This is a genomic window from Acetivibrio clariflavus DSM 19732 (assembly GCF_000237085.1).
Taxonomy (GTDB): domain Bacteria; phylum Bacillota; class Clostridia; order Acetivibrionales; family Acetivibrionaceae; genus Acetivibrio; species Acetivibrio clariflavus.
Genome location: NC_016627.1, coordinates 3,117,214 through 3,134,640, shown reverse-complemented (window position 1 = coordinate 3,134,640; position 17,427 = coordinate 3,117,214). Strand labels below are relative to the sequence as shown.

The window sequence follows — 17,427 nt, the reverse complement described above, 5'->3', positions numbered from 1 at the left end:
TATTGACTACCTATGAGTACGATGCAAGAAACGTATTGATAAAGCTTGTCAATCAAGTAGGTTCATCAGTGGATATCTATGAATATGAGTATGATGAAAACAGCTTGCAGACAGCAAAGATTGAACCAAAAGGAAAAACAAGCTTTGAATACGATAACTTAGGTAGAATAAAAACAGTAGTCGAACCGGGTGGAAGAACAACAACTTACGCCTATGATGGAGCAGGTAATCGAAAGGAACAAACGGTTGAAGACGCATTAAATGATGTAAGTTCAAAATTGACATATCATTACGATAGATCAAACCGTTTGACAGATGTTTTAGAAGTGCGTAATGGTTCGAATATTACTACTGTATACACCTATGACGGAAATGGTAATCAGATAAAGGTAGCTGCAACAGAGCCAGGGGATGTAATAAACGTATCTGAATATACGTTTGATGGGTTTAATCAGTTAAAAGTTGCAAAGACACAGGACAGTACATCGACAAGTAAATATGATGCTTTCGGATTAAGAGTTGAAAAAACAGTAGACGGAGTAACCACAAAGTATTACTACGATGGACAGAGTATATTGCTTGAAGTAAGAAGCGATGGATTAGAAAGCCATAATATCCAGGGAGTCAACCTGATTGCCCGTAAGATAAAGGGAGATTCCGATACTCTGTATTATCTGTACAATGGACATGCGGATGTTGTAAAGCTTGTAGATGGTGCAGCCAATACAGTAAATGAGTATGATTATGATATATTTGGAAACATATTATATCAACTGGAAAGCAAACCGAATCCGTATAAGTACTCAGGTTACTATTATGATGACGATACAGGATATTATTACCTAAGATCAAGATATTATGACCCGAAAATAGCAAGATTTATTTCGGAAGATACATATACCGGAGAGTACAACGATCCACTTAGTTTGAACCTCTATACATACTGCCAGAATGACCCAATAACATATGATGATCCTAACGGTCATTGGTTGCATATAGCTGCCGGAGCTTTAATCGGAGGATTAGTAAACACTGCAATAACAGCTGTATCAGACTTTATGGAAGACGGAAAGTTTAATAAAAGCTGGAGAGAATATGCCGGATCGTTTGCAGAAGGAGCAATAACCGGAGCAATAGGGGCAGCAACAGGAGGAGCATCGTTCATAGCAGCTGCAGCAGCAAGTGCAGCAGGATCAGTAGTTGGAAATGCAGTAGGGCAATATATATCAAAAGGTAAGGTTGATGTAAAGGAAGCATTATTTGCAGGTGCAACAGATTTAGTAACCATGGGAGCAGGCAAACTTGCAGGGAACCTTACCAAGAAGGGAATGAATAAGCTTGCTAAGACTGCTTTTGGTCAAAATGTACTGAAAAAAGCCAACAGTGTGAAGAGCAAGGTTCTTAACAAGCTTAGCGGAGTTAAGACAAAAGTTCAGTCAATTGTAAAGAGAGAATGTAAGCATCCAGAATTAGGAATGTGCTTTACTGCCGATACACTTGTGTATACAAAAGACGGACATAAACGGATAGAAGACATAAAGGTTGGAGACCAAGTATATTCAGTAAATGTCGATACAGGCGAAAAAGGACTAAAAACGGTTAAACAGCTATTTGTGAATGAGACATATGAGTTGATTCATATATATGTAGGATATTCACAGATAAAATCTACCGCACCACATCCATTCTGGGTTGAAGGAAAAGGTTGGGTAGAAGCCGGAAATCTTTTAGAGGGAGATAAAGTTAAGCTCTACTCAGGGGAAGTACTGGAAATAAAAGAAATTCGCCGAGAGAGACTGGAAGAGCCTGTAAAAACGTATAACTTTGAGGTAGAAGACTGGCATACATATTTGGTATCAGAGAACAATGTTCTTGTACATAATGCCGGTAGTAAAAAGTGTCCTCTTAAATTTAGTTTTAAGTCTAATAAGTCTAATGCGGGAGTTGGTAACCAGGGAACGAGTAGTACTGCTAAGCCAACACAGACTCATCACTTCCTGACAAATAAGAGTAGTACATATACAGCACAGATTGAGAAAATAACCAAAAAGTATGGATTAGATCTTGATGGCAGTTGGAACAAAGCAGCAATGCAACACCAAGGGAGACATCCAAATGCATATCATGATTATATGCTTAATGAAATTAAACGCATTGATTCTATTGCGAAAGGTGATACTAACATATTCTTGAAACTTTTTGAAAGTGTAAAGAATGAAGTATTAAAAAATCCAGATATGCTTACAAAAAGCTTCTGGGAATAATAGGAGGTTATCATGAAATATTATAAGTTGCTATATGATTATGAACATGAAGATAATTCGATTTTTTTAGAAATTGACGAAAAAACCCTTTCATTTGATAGGTATGAAGCTGAAAAAGGAATCGAATTCTGTGATTGGAATGTTGATATTAAAGTGAATTATGATAATGGTAATAAGAGAGTAATTACTGACTATGTTCCAAATGATTTAAGTTGGTTTATTGTCACTGATAAATTAAAAAGTATTATTGAAAGCATGAAAAATAATAAAATTCAGTATTTACCTATAAGGGCAAGAAGTAAAGATGAGTCAGAAGTATTAGATTTGTATTTGGTCAATATATGCAATATTGTTGATGCACTTGATTTAGAAAATTCGAAATATAGTGTTCATGAAATTGATGAAAATGAAAAAATGATTTCTGTTCAAAAATATGCTATAAAGGGAAGTATGATTAAAGATATCGATTTATTTAGGCTTAAAGACCATTATATGTCGATTTTTATATCAGAAAAGCTTAAGAAAGCTATGGAGAAGAATGGAATTACTGGATGCGATTATTTGGAGGTTAAAGTTGTGTAAGGGAAGACAGGAATATAAAGGAACAGTTTGATTGACTTAGCACTATACTATTTCTTGAGATGCATGGAATTGAAATGATTGTTTGTAATATTAATAATGTTAAAATATTAGTAAGCGTCAAATAGATCGTCACATAGTAGAATGATTGCATAGTTGATACAATCACTGTAAAAACAATTAAATGGAGTGGTTGTATGGAGAAACAAAAAGTAACTTCTGAACAACAATTATCTAAGTGGGCGGAATTAATTCAAACCCGGCTTGAAAGTGGGCAAAATATCACAGAATTTTGCCGAACGAATGGAGTAAGCAAAGCCACATACTACTATTGGCAGAAAAAAGTTAGTGAAGCAAAGTGTACAGTAGTTGAAGAAGTAAAAGAACCCAAAGCCGAAGTACCAAGTGGATGGATGCAACTTGCATCGAAACCGGTGTCCCCTGCAAAAGCTACACTGGAAATTAAAATTAATGGCTGTAATGTCATTGTAAACACGGAAACAGACTTAGAATTGTTAAAAAAAGTTTGCCAGGTGTTGATGGCGTTATGATAAGATGGAATGAAAAACCAGTGTATCTTTGCTGTAGATATACGGATATGAGGAAATCCATCAACGGATTAATAACACTGGTACAAGAAAGCTTTTCACTTGATCCGTTTATGAATGCACTGTTTGTGTTCTGTAACAGAAATAGAAACAGGATAAAAATCCTTGAATGGGATGGAGATGGGTTTTGGCTATACTTTAAGCGATTGGAACGAGGTCGATTTCGCTGGCCAACAGAAGAAGATTCAACCACAATGCTTCTTGATGTAAAAGAATTAGCTTGCCTTATCGACAGTGCAAGATTGGAAAAAAAGCTTAGCCGAAAGGAGGTTTTAGAGCGTCAAATTTCATAAAGAAATTCCTTAAAAAGCATCAAAAAGCTGGATTTAATGTAATTTTTATAGTAAAATTATCCTATGAATAGACAAGAAATTTCAGTAGAAAAATTACTTAATATAATTGAAGAAAAAGAACGAAGGATAGCTGAATTGGAACAACAAGTCCAATGGTTTATGGAACAAATACGCCTTTCAAAGCGTAAACAATTCGGTGTATCCAGTGAACAAACAAAGATTGAACAAATCAATCTTTTTAACGAAGAGGAAGAGACTCACAATTTAGCTATTTCCGAGCCACAAAAGATAGAAGTAAAAGCTTATTACCGTAAGAGAACTCGTCTGACAACAGATAAGCTTCCGGAAGACTTACCAGTGGAGGTAATTGAGCACAAGTTACCCGAAAAGGAATGTATTTGTCCGGAGTGCGGTAGTGGGTTACATACAATGGGAAAAGAAACCCGTGATGAGTTGAAGATTATACCTGCTAAAGCGGTAATAGTGCGTCATATTAGACATGTATATTCATGCAGGAATTGTGAGAAAACATCCGACCATACACCGATTGTAAAGGCAGATACACCTGAACCGGTCATAAAAGGAAGCTTTGCATCACCCGAGACAATTGCCCATATAGCGACGCAAAAATTCATGATGGGTTCTCCCTTATATCGTCAGGAGCAGGAATGGAAACAAAATGGCATTGAGATATCAAGGCAGACAATGTCAAATTGGTTGATAAAAGCCTGTGAGAATTGGCTGGAACCGATATATGAGGAGATGAAGAAACGGCTGTGTGAGCATGAGGTACTGCATGCAGATGAAACAGTGGTACAGGTGCTAAAAGAACCAGGGAAGGCGGCACAGTCGAAGAGTTACATGTGGCTGTACCGAACGAGCGGGGAGGCAAAACATCAGATAATACTTTATGACTACCAGCCGGACAGAAAACATATACATCCGGAGGAATTTCTAAAAGAATTTAGTGGATACTTACATGCAGACGGATATAGCGTGTATTACAAATTGCCCGAAAAAATAACTGTAGTAGGTTGTTGGGCCCATGTACGGCGAAAGTTTTTTGACGCAATGGAAGCCCTGCCCAAAGAGAAGCAAGCAATGTCTAATGCTGCAAAGGGAGTAGCATATTGCGATAAACTGTTTCATTTGGAGAAACAGTTTGCATTGCTATGCCCGGAAAACCGGTTAAAAGAACGAGAAAAGCAATCAAAGCCTATCATAGATGAATTTTATGATTGGATAAGAAAATTAAATGTACTTCCCAAAACCCATCTGGGTAAAGCAGTACAATATGCTCAGTACCAGCGAAAATATCTTGAGAGGTATATGCTGAATGGACGATTGGAGATATCAAATAACCGTGCAGAGCGAAGTATAAAGCCTTTCGTAATCGGACGCAAGAACTGGCTTTTCAGTAATACGCCAAGTGGTGCGAGAGCGAGCGCGGTGTACTACAGCCTAGTTGAAACAGCAAAAGAGAATGGATTGAATCCTTTTGAATATTTGTCGTGGATATTTACTCAAGCTCCCAATCTTGGAAAGCCTGGTTATGTGAGCTCGTTTGCAGATTTTCTGCCCGGCAGCGTGAAAATACCTGCTAAGGTGTTTATACCGCAATCCAAAAGAACAGAGCTTGAGAAATATGCGTGGGAGGAAGACGAATGAGAGTTGGAAAACATACGATATTTATGATTAAATTTATCACGGATTTTATTAATGGCGAAATAGAACGTTATTTTTTTGATTTGGATTATTCTGCATATGTAATAGAGCATTTTCCCCATATGGAGTATGAGAACAGTGAATTAGCGGACAAATTTGCTCATACTGTAGATCGAGCATATGAACTCGGAACTTCTCCTGGTTTGTCAGATGAAGAGTTCAGGATGGAAATTGCTAATGCTTTCAATGAATGGTTAGGCGAAAAGAGACCCAACTTAATTTAGATGCACATAGGTTGTAAAAATTAAAGATTAAGTTTTGGTTGAAAAAGTTTTATCGATTTACAGAACTTTTCCAACCATTTTTATTAATGATTGTGTCATTCATGTGCGGGCCTGTTTGACGCTTACGAAAAGTAGAATTTTTAACTCTGTTGGTCGTTCTCAAACTTTTGGCAAAGACTGGTCGGATTGGCTACCAGGACAATGATTATAAAAACATATGAACATATGAATGAGTGAGGTGTTATAGTGAACAAAACTCTAATAGAAACCTATACATACAAGTTTGATAATAAAACTGCCAAGATACAGATATATAAAATTGATGATGATAAAAGCACTCCTGTCTTTTATTCCGTAGCAGATTATAAACGTATTATATGTGAGGCTAGGACAATTGAAGAAGCAAAGAAAAAATGTGAAGAAGAAATAGATATTAAAGCAGCTGTAGTATCTGGCAAAATAAGATTAATAGATAGTAAAAAGGCTGAGGATATAGCCAAAAGCACATTCAAACAATTCCTATCTACTTACACAATACCTGTTGGTTTGGAGAAAAGAATTGGGGTTGGCTATTCACAAAAAGGTAAGGAATGGATATTTGATATTTATCTTTACCCTGAAATTCCAATTACGTGTGGTTTGGAAGAAGACCTTACAAACCCAATGCCAGAAACATTAGCGGTAGTTAAAGTTGATGGTGAAACTGGGGAAGCAGTTGTCATTGAAAACAAAGAAGTTATGGTTAAGGTTTTTGGATAATGTCAAAAATCAAGAGTGTAATCGAAGGTTTTGACTGTCGGTTGCAAGTTGCAAAAATTACATCAGGCAAAACAAAATGTTATAATATAACAAATAAGATAAATGGATACATTTTTAATTGTAAGCGATGGAACACAGCACGTAACCTAAAAAAGACAGCTCCATTTTAAAGATTTGTAACCGTCAAATAGATCATCACATAGTAGAATGGTTGCGTAGTTGGTACAATCACTGTAAAAAAGAATAAACGGAGTGATTGTATGGACATGGAAAAAGTAACAACTGAACAACAATTATCTAGGTGGGCACAATTAATACAAAACCGGCTTGAAAGTGGGCAAAGTATCAAAGAGTTTTGCCGAACGAATGGAGTAAGCAAAGCTACATACTATTATTGGCAGAAAAAAGTTAGTGAAGCAAAGTGTACAGTAGTTGAAGAAGTAAAAGAACCCAAAGCCGAAGTACCAAGTGGATGGATGCAACTTGCATCGAAACCGGTGTCCCCTGCAAAAGCTACACTGGAAATTAAAATTAATGGCTGTAATGTCATTGTAAACACGGAAACAGACTTAGAATTGTTAAAAAAAGTTTGCCAGGTGTTGATGTCGTTATGATAAGATGGAATGAAAAACCAGTGTATCTTTGCGGAAGATATACGGATATGAGGAAATCTATCAACGGATTAATAACACTGGTACAAGAAAGTTTCTCACTTGATCCGTTTATGAATGTACTGTTTGTGTTCTGTAACAGAGGGAGAAACAGGATAAAAATCCTTGAATGGGATGGAGATGGGTTTTGGCTGTACTTTAAGAGGCTAGAACGAGGGCGATTTCGCTGGCCAACAGAAGAAGATTCAACCACAATGCTTCTTGATGTAAACGAATTAGCTTGTCTTATTGATAGTGCCAGATTAGAGAAAAAGCTCAGGAGAAAGGAAGTTTTAGAGCGTCAAATTTCGTAAGAAGAAATTCAAAAAAGAATCAAAAAGCTGGATTTAATGTAATTTTTATGGTAATATTATCCTATGAATAGACAAGAAATTTCAGTAGAAAAATTACTTAATATAATTGAAGAAAAGGAACGAAGGATAGCTGAATTGGAACAACAAGTCCAATGGTTTATGGAACAAATACGCCTTTCAAAGCATAAACAATTCGGTGTATCCAGTGAACAAACAAAGATTGAACAAATCAATCTTTTTAACGAAGAGGAAGAGACTCATAATTTAGCTATTACCGAGCAAGAAAGGATAGAAGTAAAAGTTCATTACTGTAAGAGAACACGTATAACAACAGATAAACTTCCTGAAGATTTACCGGTGGAGGTAATAGAGCACAAGTTACCCGAAAAGGAATGTATTTGCCTGGAATGCGGTAGTGAATTGCATACAATGGGAAAGGAAACTCGTGATGAGTTGAAGATTATTCCGGCAAAAGCGGTAATAGTGCGTCATATTAGGCATGTTTATTCATGCCGGAACTGTGAAGAAACTTCAGACCATACTCCCATTGTAAAGGCAGATATACCGGAACCGGTCATAAAGGGAAGTTTTGCATCACCTGAGACAATTGCCCATATAGCTACACAAAAATTCATGATGGGGTCTCCCTTATATCGTCAGGAGCAGGAATGGAAACAAAATGGCATTGAGATATCAAGGCAGACAATGTCAAATAATCAAAGCCTATCATAGATGAATTTTATGATTGGATAAAAAAATTAAAGGTACTACCCAAAACCCATCTGGGTAAAGCAGTACAATATGCGCAGTCCCAGCGAAAATATCTTGAGAGGTATATACTGGATGGACGATTGGAGATATCAAATAACCGTGCAGAGCGAAGTATAAAGCCTTTCGTAATCGGACGGAAGAATTGGCTTTTCAGTAATACGCCAGGTGGTGCGAGAGCGAGCGCGGTGTATTACAGCCTAGTTGAAACTTACTGATTTTCTGCCTGGTAGCATGAAAATACCTACTAAGGTGTTTATACCGCAATCCAAAAGAACAGAGCCTGAGAAATATGCCTGGGAGGAAGACGAATGAAAGTTGGAAAACATATGATATTTATGATCAAATTTATCACGGATTTTATTAATGGTGAAATAGAACGTTATTTTTTTTGATTTGGATTATTCTGGTTATGTAATAGAACATTTTCTCCATATGGGGCATGAGAACAGCGAATTAGCGGAAAGATTTGCTGATACTGTAGATCAGGCATATGAACTTGGAACATCTCTTGGTTTGTCAGATGAAGAGTTCAGGATGGAAATTGCCAATGCTTTCAATGAATGGTTAGGCGGAAAGAGACCCAACTTAATTTAGATGCACATAGGTTGTAAAAATTAAAGATTAAGTTTTGGTTGAAAAAGTTTTATTGATTTACAAAACTTTTTCAACCATTTTTATTATTGGCTTTAGCCTGATTCACACGCAAAGCGTGTGAATCAAAAAACCACCCGCTATGCGGGTGCGAGACAGGAGTTATACAAAAAAATCACCTTTCCGTTATAATAGAGTTGTTCAAGCTACTATAATAACAAAAGGAAAGGTGATTTTAATGGCAAACAAAGAACACAGTTTAGCACGAACTAAATGGATGTGTAAATATCATATAGTATTTACACCTAAGTATAGACGAAAAATAATTTATAATCAATACAAACAAAGTATAAGGGAAATAATAAAACAACTATGCAAATATAAAGGAGTCGAGATAATAGAAGGACATTTGATGCCAGACCATATACATATGTTAGTAAGCATACCACCCAAAATGAGTGTATCAAGCTTTATGGGATACTTGAAAGGGAAAAGTGCACTTATGATATTTGATAGACATGCAAACTTAAAATATAAGTTTGGGAACAGACACTTTTGGGCGGAAGGATACTATGTAAGTACAGTAGGACTAAATGAAGCAACAATTAAGAAATACATACAAGAGCAATATAAACATGACATAATGATAGATAAGTTAAGTGTGAAAGAGTATGAAGACCCCTTTAAGGGGTAGTTGGTAATAAGTTCGTCCCTTTAGGGACTGCAAAAGTGACAAAGGCAAAGTGGCTTGAACGAAGTGAAAGCCAGCGTCTTTAGGCGCTGGCCGGTAACACGCCCTTATAGGGCTGAGCAAACCACCCGTTTTACGGGTGGTCATGATTAATGATTGTGTCATTCATGTGCGGGCCTGTTTGACGCTTGCATTTATTTAGCTCTATTTTATCAAAACATTTAAGGAATAACCAGCTTAAGACTAAAGATAAAATTAGAGCCGGAAACATTTCTGAATCCGGCTTTAATAGCTAAGCATCAATCAATATTATCATTAAATCTGTTATATAAATATTCGTAAAAATTGTTAAAGCTTAAAAATGTAGATTTACTATTTTTATCCCAGCGCACTATTGGACATTCATCATCAACCATTTTTCCAGTATCTATGCAGTATAGCCATTCGTCACAATTTTCTATTACAACAAGGTCTACTGGTAATCCGTACTGTCTATAGTTGTTTGTATGCCTTACACATGAAGGGATATCTGCTTTTGATATACCGTATACTTCTACACCGTTAATGCCCCCATGACCATAATTTTCAATAAACCATTTATAGCTTTTTGGAAGTTTAAGCCCTAACATTTCTTCAACTTTAAGTATGTCAGCACTATTTGAGCCACCTGTAAAATCATCTTCTTCGCCATAGTCTTGTATTAATCTTAGAATCTTTTCTTTGTAATCCATTATCTGTTACCACCTTCCGTTATTTGCTTTGATCTCCATTTCCAATATCCTTTCCTAAAGTTGTTATATTGTTTATCAAGGATTGGATTATTTCTAAAGCTTGCTCCATCTTCAACTAAGCCATGCAAAGCTTTGGCATATTAATCATGGGATGACTGTAAAATTTCTACCATTGGACCAGATTCTTGTTGTATTAAGTGATGTAATTCTACTGGTTTACCATCAGGTCCTATTGGGGGTCTTCCTTTTGCAGCTCTTTGAAGATTGGTTAATCCAGTATCAGGGTCAACATAATTCCAGTCAATGTCACTTCTTTGATATATTTTTCTACTAACATCTCTAACTTTATTGTTTACTTTGACTGTTCCATTATATTCTATTGGTGAATAAGTATTTTTACCCCCCACCAACTCCCGCATTATTGAAGTCAGTAACTATAAACTACTCCGTTTGCTTTTAACTCCCTCAAAAAAACAAACAGTATATAAACCCTATCAATAAAGGCTTTTTTTAATATTTTACCATATCATTTTTACAATTGAAATACTCTTTATTCCTGTATTTCCTTTACTTCTTGAACCTTCTCAAACGGCTTGTATTCCGTCTTTGACTTCATCATGCCATAAATAATTCTAACAGCCCTGCGAGACACACAAACAAGGGCTTGGGGCTTCGTTTTACCTTCTTTAATTTTACCCTCAAAATATTCTCTAAATACTGGATGCCTTGGCTTTCCGTTTGGTGATATTTGCACCAACTGAATAGCCAAAAAGTGAAATATAGCATTTAAAACCCTGTTCCCTTGCCTGCTCTTTTGGTCTTTGCTTTTCCTGCCGAACTGAAATTAACCGGACATACACCGCAAAACTGGGCTAATTTATCAGAATTCGGAAACCTTTCAATATTGCCAATTTCGGAAATAATATTTGCCGCAGTAATCAAGTTAATTCCGGGCATTGTTTGCAGTTTATACCCTGTCAAATCAACAAGCAGTTTCAATTCATTATCAATGTCCTCATTTTCCTGCTTTTTAAACCGTATTTCCCTTACAAGGCTTTTAATAATCAAGTCTCTTTCGGTCTGGAATTCCTTTTCTTTAGGGCTATTCTGCTCCGATAATGTCAATATCATTTCTGCCTATTCCTGCTTCATTCCTTTATGTATTGTCCTTAATTCCTCTAAAAGCGTTTCCGGCTTTATACCCTTTAAATACTGTGGGTATGGGTACTTCTCCCAAAATAACAAGGCTGTTTTATTGTCCACATCACAAAAATATTTTTTGTAACTTGGATAGACATTTGTTAAATTGGAATTCAACTGATTCTTGGCAACAACAATCCCTTTAACAAGGCTGTTCCTGCGTTTCACAAGTTGGCGAATAGTCCAATGTAAGTCATTATGTTCTTCATCTGGCAAAGTATCGACCATATCACGCAAAACCTTGGCAACACAAAACGCATCAAACGAATCAATTTTTTTACTCATTGGGGCACTCGACCACATGGAATCAGTATAAGCAGGGTTTACATGTTTTACAGTAAATTTATGCACTAAAAGGTAAGAAGCAAAATTCCTTCCGAATCCTCTGGTATCTTCAAGCCCGAAACATGGGGTTAAATCTTTTTGACATCCTGCATGAATTTATCAAATTTTGAAGGTCTGTTTTCAAAAGTAATTTCACCTAAAATATTAGTCCAGCAATCTATTACAACTGCAACATGAATATCTTTATGCATGTCAATCCCAATAAAAGCTGTTTTTCTTTTCTCGTATATAAATATCCTCTCCTTTTCTCATGTCTCCACAAAACCTATCGGCAACCGCACTTTATGAGCATTAAGCCTTTCGACCCTGCAAGGGAGTTGTAAACCTGTCTATTTTTTATGTGACAAATTACGTGAATATGGCTTCACGAGCCTAATTTAAAATTTACTGTACTGCTCCGCTTGGACACAATTTCTTTACTACTATTGACCGACACAAAAACAATAAGCCTTACAAAACCAGTAACCGCAATATTTACAAAGTCCTTACTACATGCCCCATTCAGGCTCTACAGGCAAACGGACAAAACCAAACCGCCTTTACGCTCTGAATTGGAACAGCAACAGAATCCTTTTTACAAATTGCAATAATTTAAAATGTATTAAAAAACATCTCCAGGCTTTGGCTTTACGTATGGTCTTTTAATTAGAGCCTTTCTACAAGTCCAAAGTGCTATTATTTCATTAAAATCATTTAAAAAACTGTCAATGGCAATTTCAATCACTTCATTTGGTGATAATTCAAGTTCACCACAAAATTCTTCAAGCCTTTTCATTAACTCAAAATTTGATGTTTTAAAATCAAAGCATATTTCTAAATTTTCCATTATTAAAAATCCTTTCTGAATAAAATCATCCTTACAAAATCCTCATTACATGTGGTCTACTGGCTTTACAACCAACTGGAATTTGCCAAAACGGTTAAAAAAGACAAAACACCACAAAAACAGATTCATTTTTACGGATTATATTAACTTAAACCTTTTTCCAACCTCTTGATTTTAGGGCTTCTTGGGTATATTCTTCCTTCTTGTAATTGGTAATGGTTTTTCTGCATTTGATATTTTCAAACAAAATACCATCATCAAGTAAAACCATTTTTTTAATCTATCCGTTTTCTAAGGTCTTTTCCCATACCTCATTGGGCAAATGGCTTGAAAAGTATAGTGTAAATTTTCATTTTAATACAGGTAAATCTACCGTGATTTTATCACATTAAAATAGTTGAAAAATGTTTTAATCCTCTCGCAATGTGAAAAAATATTTTCACTTTACAGTAGGAATATTTTTTTTACAATACATTGCAGGAGGGTGATGTTAATGCAATATATTTTTACTGTAAAAGAAGGAATTCATAAATACGTTAGACTTGGAAGACATTATTCTTTTCCATCTTCACCTATTAAAAGATGCCATAATTCAAAATGCAATAAGATGGTCAAATTCAAAAAACATGGATTCTATGAGAGATACTTTTATTCAAAGGAATATAAAGGACAAATACTTATCAGACGTTACATATGCCCCTTATACAGGTCTACCATATCATACATTCCCCATTTTTGTTTATCTCGATTTATTAATGCACTAAATCATATCTTTAAATATTTATACAAATCATTTTATCGCAAAGGCACCATTAATTCACTCATAAAACACTTAAACCGGAAACATGATTTACAGTTCTCAAGGCAAATTTTATACTATTACAGAAAAAAATTCGTTGAAAACATCGATATGATACAAAATGGAATAAGACAAGTAATACATGGAGTGAAATTGCCGGATGAAAAATTTGAAAAAACAGAAAAAGCAAGAAATGTTTTAGCCATAATAAATGAACATTCCAATATTCACTCATTCTCTCAAAAATACCACCAGGCAAATACTAAAATATTCCTTGCAAAATAAATTATAGCAATAAAATAGGATTCGAAAAAGTTCTTTTGAAATTTTAAGCCTGCAACACTATATTTTCCTATGTTTGAACAAACAATTGTGGTAATATTCGAAATAAAGAAGGGCCTGACCGGTCATGGCTTCCTGAAAATGTAACAGGAGGTCTGAAATATGTTAAGCGATGAAGTAAGAAATGCCATTGCATTAAAAAGATTTTCACTGATAAGTCCAATACTGAATGGACAGGTGGATAATCGCAAGGAGTATTATGCCCAAATTTCATCTTTGCCTATAGAAATGCCGCACTACGGCATAAAGAAATATTTGCCCAAAACAATAGAAACATGGTACTGTGATTATATGCGTGGAGGACTGGAAGCATTAAAACCCGGATATCGGAGTGATAAAGGAAGTTCCAGAAAAATAGATTTGAAACTTGCTGAAAAGATCCTTGAGATAAAAAAGGCATACCCTAAGGCACCCAATACAATCATCTATGACAAACTGATAGAAGAAGGCATACTAAAAGAAGGACAGATATCACTCACAACACTGTACAGGTTTTTAAATTTTTCAAAATGTAAAAGCCTTCATGAAGCCGAAGAGGAGAAAGAGATTAAAAGATTTGCACATCAGTACATAAATGAGCTGTGGTATGGCGATTTAATGTATGGGCCTTACATACAGGATGGCAGAAAGAAAAAGCCCACTTATCTGTTGGCATATATAGATGATGCTTCAAGGCTTGTACTCCATGGTGAATTTTACTATACGCAAAACCTGGAGGCATTAAGGCATTTGTTTAAAGAAGCAGTGCTGAAAAGAGGCATTCCTTCCATACTCTATACAGATAACGGCAAGATTTATCGTTCACAGCAGTTTGAATTCATGTGTGCAAACACAGGCTGCACTCTTATCCATTCCAAACCCTTTGTTGCTCACACTCGGGGCAAGATAGAAAGATTCTTTTTAACCGTCAGGAAAAGATTTTTATCTTCACTTGATATGAACAATATCAAGAGCTTGGAAGACTTGAATTTAAGATTTTGGAAATGGCTTGATGAGGATTATCATAAGAAACCCCATTCATCCCTCAACGGATTAACTCCATTAGATTTCTTCATGTCACAGGTCACAAGGGTAAAACTCTGTACCGACCCTGCGCAGCTGGAAGAGAAGTTCCTTCTGCGTATAAAACGAAAGATTAACCATGACGGTACATTTCCCATAAACAATATATTGTATGAAACTGATATTAAATTTCCAGGGTTAAGAGTTGAGATAAGATACGACCCTCAATGGCTTGATATACCTTTTATGCCGGTATTCATATATCATGAAGGCAAAAAAATCGGCGAAGCTTTGCAGGTTAATTTCAATGACAATGCTCATATGAAACGAAGAGGCAGACCTGAAAAACCCGGACTGACAGTAGATTTGGAAAATAACGAAGTATCTGTAGTATTTATCGACTCCCCAAAATCAAAACAAACCATTTCCTTTAAATCAATCATGGAGGGTGAGAAATAGCTATGTTTAGGCAGTTTTTCGGATTAAAATACAATCCATTCGGAAAAGAAGTAGATATTTCCTATGTTTATGTAAGTGAAGATATGAAGGAATTGAACTCAAGATTTAAATATATCCAAACCGTACGTGGAATGTTTCTTTTAATTGGAGAACCGGGGATGGGAAAATCCTCAGCTTTAAGAAAATTTTCAACCGGATTAAATCCCGGACTCTACAAACCTTGCTATTTTTCTTTGTCAACAGTTACCGTAATGGACTTTTACCGGGGATTGTTAATATCCTTGGGAGAAATGCCTTCGTACAAAAAAGTTACAATGTTTCATCAGATATAGCAAGCGATAATGTCCCTGTACTATAACCAAAGGATTACACCCGTCATTATGCTCGATGAGGTACAGATGCTTTCAAACAGTATACTTGAAGAATTTAGGCTTTTGTTTAACTTTAAAATGGACTCTGAAAACCCTTTTATATTGATATTGTCAGGCCAATCTCAAATCAGGAATAAATTGCAGTTGGCTGTAAATGCACCTTTAAAACAGCGTATAGCCGTAAAATATGTAATGCAGGGATTAAAACCTGAAGAGCTGCCGGATTATATAGGTACGAGACTGAAAGCTGCCGGTTTACATGAAAATATATTCACCCAACCGGCAATAGAAGCCATATATTCTGCATCGAAAGGTGTACCGCGCCTTGTTAACAGTCTTGTAACTGCAAGCCTTATGTATGCCTGCTCAATAAAACAGAAACAGATAGACGAAGAAATTGTCTTATCTAAGTCAAAAAGATTTTGATATGTAAGGAGGTTAGTTCAAAAAATGGTACAAAAAAGGTACAAAAAGTACGAAATCGATATATTAAGAAACCCAAAAACCGTAAAGCTCCTGGCAGAACAAATTAAAGCTGCCAGTGATGCTTACATATCAAAACAAATGAATGAAAAAGTCTTTCAAGAACTCATTCTACTCTATGCCACTTATCATGGCAAAAAGTTATTCTCTGCATCAGGCAGCCTCAACCCAACGGTCATCAACCGTATAGGTAAAAAACGTTGTGAAGTCGTAGAATTAATGCTTAGAGATTTTCAGTTATCTATAACCTAATCTAAATATTAAAGGGCAGTTAATCTCTGCTCTTTTTTATTATATAACATCGGAACTATTATGCAATACTTATTTTTTCTAAATTTCACCTTGAATCCTACTACAATTTGAAAAACTAAATTGTGAACACCTGTCCCAATTTGAAAATTATCACTAATTTATGGTAAAATTGACCTGATATAATTAGAAAACTACAACAAGATTCTTAACAAGCTTAGCGGAGTTAAGACAAAAGTTCAGTCAATTGTAAAGAGAGAATGTAAGCATCCAGAATTAGGAATGTGCTTTACTGCCGATACACTTGTGTATACAAAAGACGGACATAAACGGATAGAAGACATAAAGGTTGGAGACCAAGTATATTCAGTAAATGTCGATACAGGCGAAAAAGGACTAAAAACGGTTAAGCAACTATTTGTAAATGAGACATATGAAATAATTCATATATATGTAGGATATTCACAGATAAAATCTACCGCACCACATCCGTTCTGGGTTGAAGGAAAAGGTTGGGTAGAAGCAGGGAATCTTCTAGAGGGAGATAAAGTAAAGCTCTACTCAGGAGAAGTACTTGAAATAAAAGAAATTCGCCGTGAGAGACTGGAAGAGCCTGTAAAGACTTATAACTTCGAGGTAGAAGACTGGCACACATACTTGGTATCAGAGAGTAAGGTTCTGGTACATAATGCTGGTAATAAAAAGTGTCCTATTCCTACAGGAAATTATAAATCTAATACGGGAGTTAGTAATGTTGCTGAGATTGCAGGACCTAATGGAAAGTCCATAACTAGAGAATATGATGAGCTAGTATATGGTGGACGTTATAGTAAGAAAGCTGAAACTAGATTGAAGCACAAAGTAACTTTGCCAGAAAATGAAGTGGTTACTGAAAATGGAGTAAGAATTGATCATAAATATAGATCAAACGATCATGGCGATCCAGTGCACTTACATGTTGAAGGTGGAGGACCTGTATCTCATATAGGCCCACGTGGAAAGCCACTTAAAGGTTATTCATTAACGCCTAGACAGAAGAAAGTTATAGAAAATAATATGGACAAGATAACTAAAACTATAAAACAAATAAAAAGATGGATAAAGCGTACGTAATATATTTATGACAGTCTGCGGTTCTACCTTAAACATTT

Annotated in this window: 18 protein-coding genes and 4 pseudogenes; 18 read left to right on the top strand and 4 right to left on the bottom strand. The window is 35.7% G+C overall.

Annotation, left to right across the window (positions count from 1 at the left end; translation table 11 throughout):
* The first annotated feature begins 68 nt into the window (after window positions 1-68).
* The 13 genes and pseudogenes from CLOCL_RS13170 (at window position 69) to tnpA (CLOCL_RS13115) (ending at window position 9,472) form a co-directional block, all read left to right on the top strand.
* Entirely contained in the window at window positions 69-2,264 is a 2,196-nt protein-coding gene (locus tag CLOCL_RS13170; RefSeq protein WP_014255806.1) for a polymorphic toxin-type HINT domain-containing protein, read from the top strand.
* Between the two features lie 12 nt (window positions 2,265-2,276).
* The gene (locus tag CLOCL_RS13165; protein ID WP_014255805.1) at window positions 2,277-2,846 is read left to right on the top strand and encodes an imm11 family protein; all 570 of its coding nucleotides are present in this window, start codon (window positions 2,277-2,279) and stop codon (window positions 2,844-2,846) included.
* A 194-nt stretch (window positions 2,847-3,040) separates the two neighbouring features.
* Window positions 3,041-3,394 (top strand): IS66 family insertion sequence element accessory protein TnpA, encoded by a 354-nt coding sequence (tnpA, locus tag CLOCL_RS13160; RefSeq protein ID WP_014255804.1) that lies wholly within the window; start codon window positions 3,041-3,043, stop codon window positions 3,392-3,394.
* Window positions 3,391-3,744: an IS66 family insertion sequence element accessory protein TnpB gene (tnpB, locus tag CLOCL_RS13155; RefSeq protein ID WP_014254765.1), complete on the top strand. Its 354-nt coding sequence runs from the start codon at window positions 3,391-3,393 to the stop codon at window positions 3,742-3,744. Before tnpA (CLOCL_RS13160) ends, tnpB (CLOCL_RS13155) begins: the two co-directional genes overlap by 4 nt.
* 63 nt (window positions 3,745-3,807) lie before the next feature.
* Entirely contained in the window at window positions 3,808-5,412 is a 1,605-nt protein-coding gene (gene tnpC / locus CLOCL_RS13150; protein WP_014255803.1) for an IS66 family transposase, read from the top strand.
* Window positions 5,409-5,693, top strand: a complete 285-nt coding sequence (locus CLOCL_RS13145; RefSeq protein WP_014254763.1) for a hypothetical protein — start codon at window positions 5,409-5,411, stop codon at window positions 5,691-5,693. Before tnpC ends, CLOCL_RS13145 begins: the two co-directional genes overlap by 4 nt.
* 246 nt (window positions 5,694-5,939) lie before the next feature.
* Window positions 5,940-6,452, top strand: coding sequence for a hypothetical protein (locus tag CLOCL_RS13140; RefSeq protein ID WP_014255802.1), 513 nt, complete (start codon window positions 5,940-5,942; stop codon window positions 6,450-6,452).
* A 260-nt stretch (window positions 6,453-6,712) separates the two neighbouring features.
* The gene (gene tnpA / locus CLOCL_RS13135) at window positions 6,713-7,066 is read left to right on the top strand and encodes an IS66 family insertion sequence element accessory protein TnpA (RefSeq protein WP_014255801.1); all 354 of its coding nucleotides are present in this window, start codon (window positions 6,713-6,715) and stop codon (window positions 7,064-7,066) included.
* Entirely contained in the window at window positions 7,063-7,416 is a 354-nt protein-coding gene (tnpB, locus tag CLOCL_RS13130; protein ID WP_014255800.1) for an IS66 family insertion sequence element accessory protein TnpB, read from the top strand. The genes tnpA (CLOCL_RS13135) and tnpB (CLOCL_RS13130) overlap by 4 nt, the downstream gene beginning before the upstream one ends.
* 63 nt (window positions 7,417-7,479) lie before the next feature.
* Window positions 7,480-8,148, top strand: a complete 669-nt coding sequence (locus CLOCL_RS13125; RefSeq protein WP_420805112.1) for an IS66 family transposase zinc-finger binding domain-containing protein — start codon at window positions 7,480-7,482, stop codon at window positions 8,146-8,148.
* A gap of 35 nt (window positions 8,149-8,183) precedes the next feature.
* A pseudogene (locus tag CLOCL_RS23815) lies at window positions 8,184-8,396 on the top strand (IS66 family transposase); the annotation flags it as partial.
* Window positions 8,397-8,580: 184 nt separating this feature from the next.
* Complete coding sequence (locus tag CLOCL_RS13120) at window positions 8,581-8,781, top strand: hypothetical protein (protein WP_014255799.1); 201 nt, start codon at window positions 8,581-8,583, stop codon at window positions 8,779-8,781.
* Window positions 8,782-9,016: 235 nt separating this feature from the next.
* On the top strand, window positions 9,017-9,472 hold the full coding sequence (tnpA, locus tag CLOCL_RS13115; RefSeq protein WP_014253709.1) for an IS200/IS605 family transposase: 456 nt from the start codon (window positions 9,017-9,019) through the stop codon (window positions 9,470-9,472).
* A gap of 296 nt (window positions 9,473-9,768) precedes the next feature.
* Here the strand turns inward: tnpA (CLOCL_RS13115) and CLOCL_RS13110 are convergent, their stop codons facing one another.
* From CLOCL_RS13110 to CLOCL_RS13095, 4 genes and pseudogenes are all read right to left on the bottom strand, one after another.
* The gene (locus tag CLOCL_RS13110) at window positions 9,769-10,200 is read right to left on the bottom strand and encodes an SMI1/KNR4 family protein (protein WP_014255798.1); all 432 of its coding nucleotides are present in this window, start codon (window positions 10,198-10,200) and stop codon (window positions 9,769-9,771) included.
* Window positions 10,200-10,607 (bottom strand): annotated as a pseudogene (locus CLOCL_RS23260) (HNH/ENDO VII family nuclease). The gene CLOCL_RS13110 and the pseudogene CLOCL_RS23260 overlap by 1 nt, the downstream one beginning before the upstream one ends.
* 143 nt (window positions 10,608-10,750) lie before the next feature.
* Window positions 10,751-11,936: pseudogene (locus tag CLOCL_RS13100) on the bottom strand (IS110 family RNA-guided transposase).
* 410 nt (window positions 11,937-12,346) lie between these two features.
* The gene (locus CLOCL_RS13095; RefSeq protein ID WP_014255797.1) at window positions 12,347-12,571 is read right to left on the bottom strand and encodes a hypothetical protein; all 225 of its coding nucleotides are present in this window, start codon (window positions 12,569-12,571) and stop codon (window positions 12,347-12,349) included.
* Window positions 12,572-13,064: 493 nt separating this feature from the next.
* On the opposite strand from CLOCL_RS13095, the gene CLOCL_RS13085 reads away from it, so the two are divergent.
* From CLOCL_RS13085 to CLOCL_RS23245, 5 genes and pseudogenes are all read left to right on the top strand, one after another.
* The gene (locus tag CLOCL_RS13085; RefSeq protein ID WP_014255796.1) at window positions 13,065-13,655 is read left to right on the top strand and encodes a hypothetical protein; all 591 of its coding nucleotides are present in this window, start codon (window positions 13,065-13,067) and stop codon (window positions 13,653-13,655) included.
* 159 nt (window positions 13,656-13,814) lie between these two features.
* Window positions 13,815-15,173, top strand: coding sequence for an IS481 family transposase (locus CLOCL_RS13080; RefSeq protein ID WP_014255795.1), 1,359 nt, complete (start codon window positions 13,815-13,817; stop codon window positions 15,171-15,173).
* Between the two features lie 2 nt (window positions 15,174-15,175).
* A pseudogene (locus tag CLOCL_RS23675) lies at window positions 15,176-15,970 on the top strand (ExeA family protein).
* A 24-nt stretch (window positions 15,971-15,994) separates the two neighbouring features.
* Window positions 15,995-16,279, top strand: a complete 285-nt coding sequence (locus tag CLOCL_RS13070) for a TIGR04540 family protein (protein WP_014255794.1) — start codon at window positions 15,995-15,997, stop codon at window positions 16,277-16,279.
* A 303-nt stretch (window positions 16,280-16,582) separates the two neighbouring features.
* Window positions 16,583-17,389: a polymorphic toxin-type HINT domain-containing protein gene (locus CLOCL_RS23245; protein WP_245532794.1), complete on the top strand. Its 807-nt coding sequence runs from the start codon at window positions 16,583-16,585 to the stop codon at window positions 17,387-17,389.
* Window positions 17,390-17,427 lie beyond the last annotated feature (38 nt).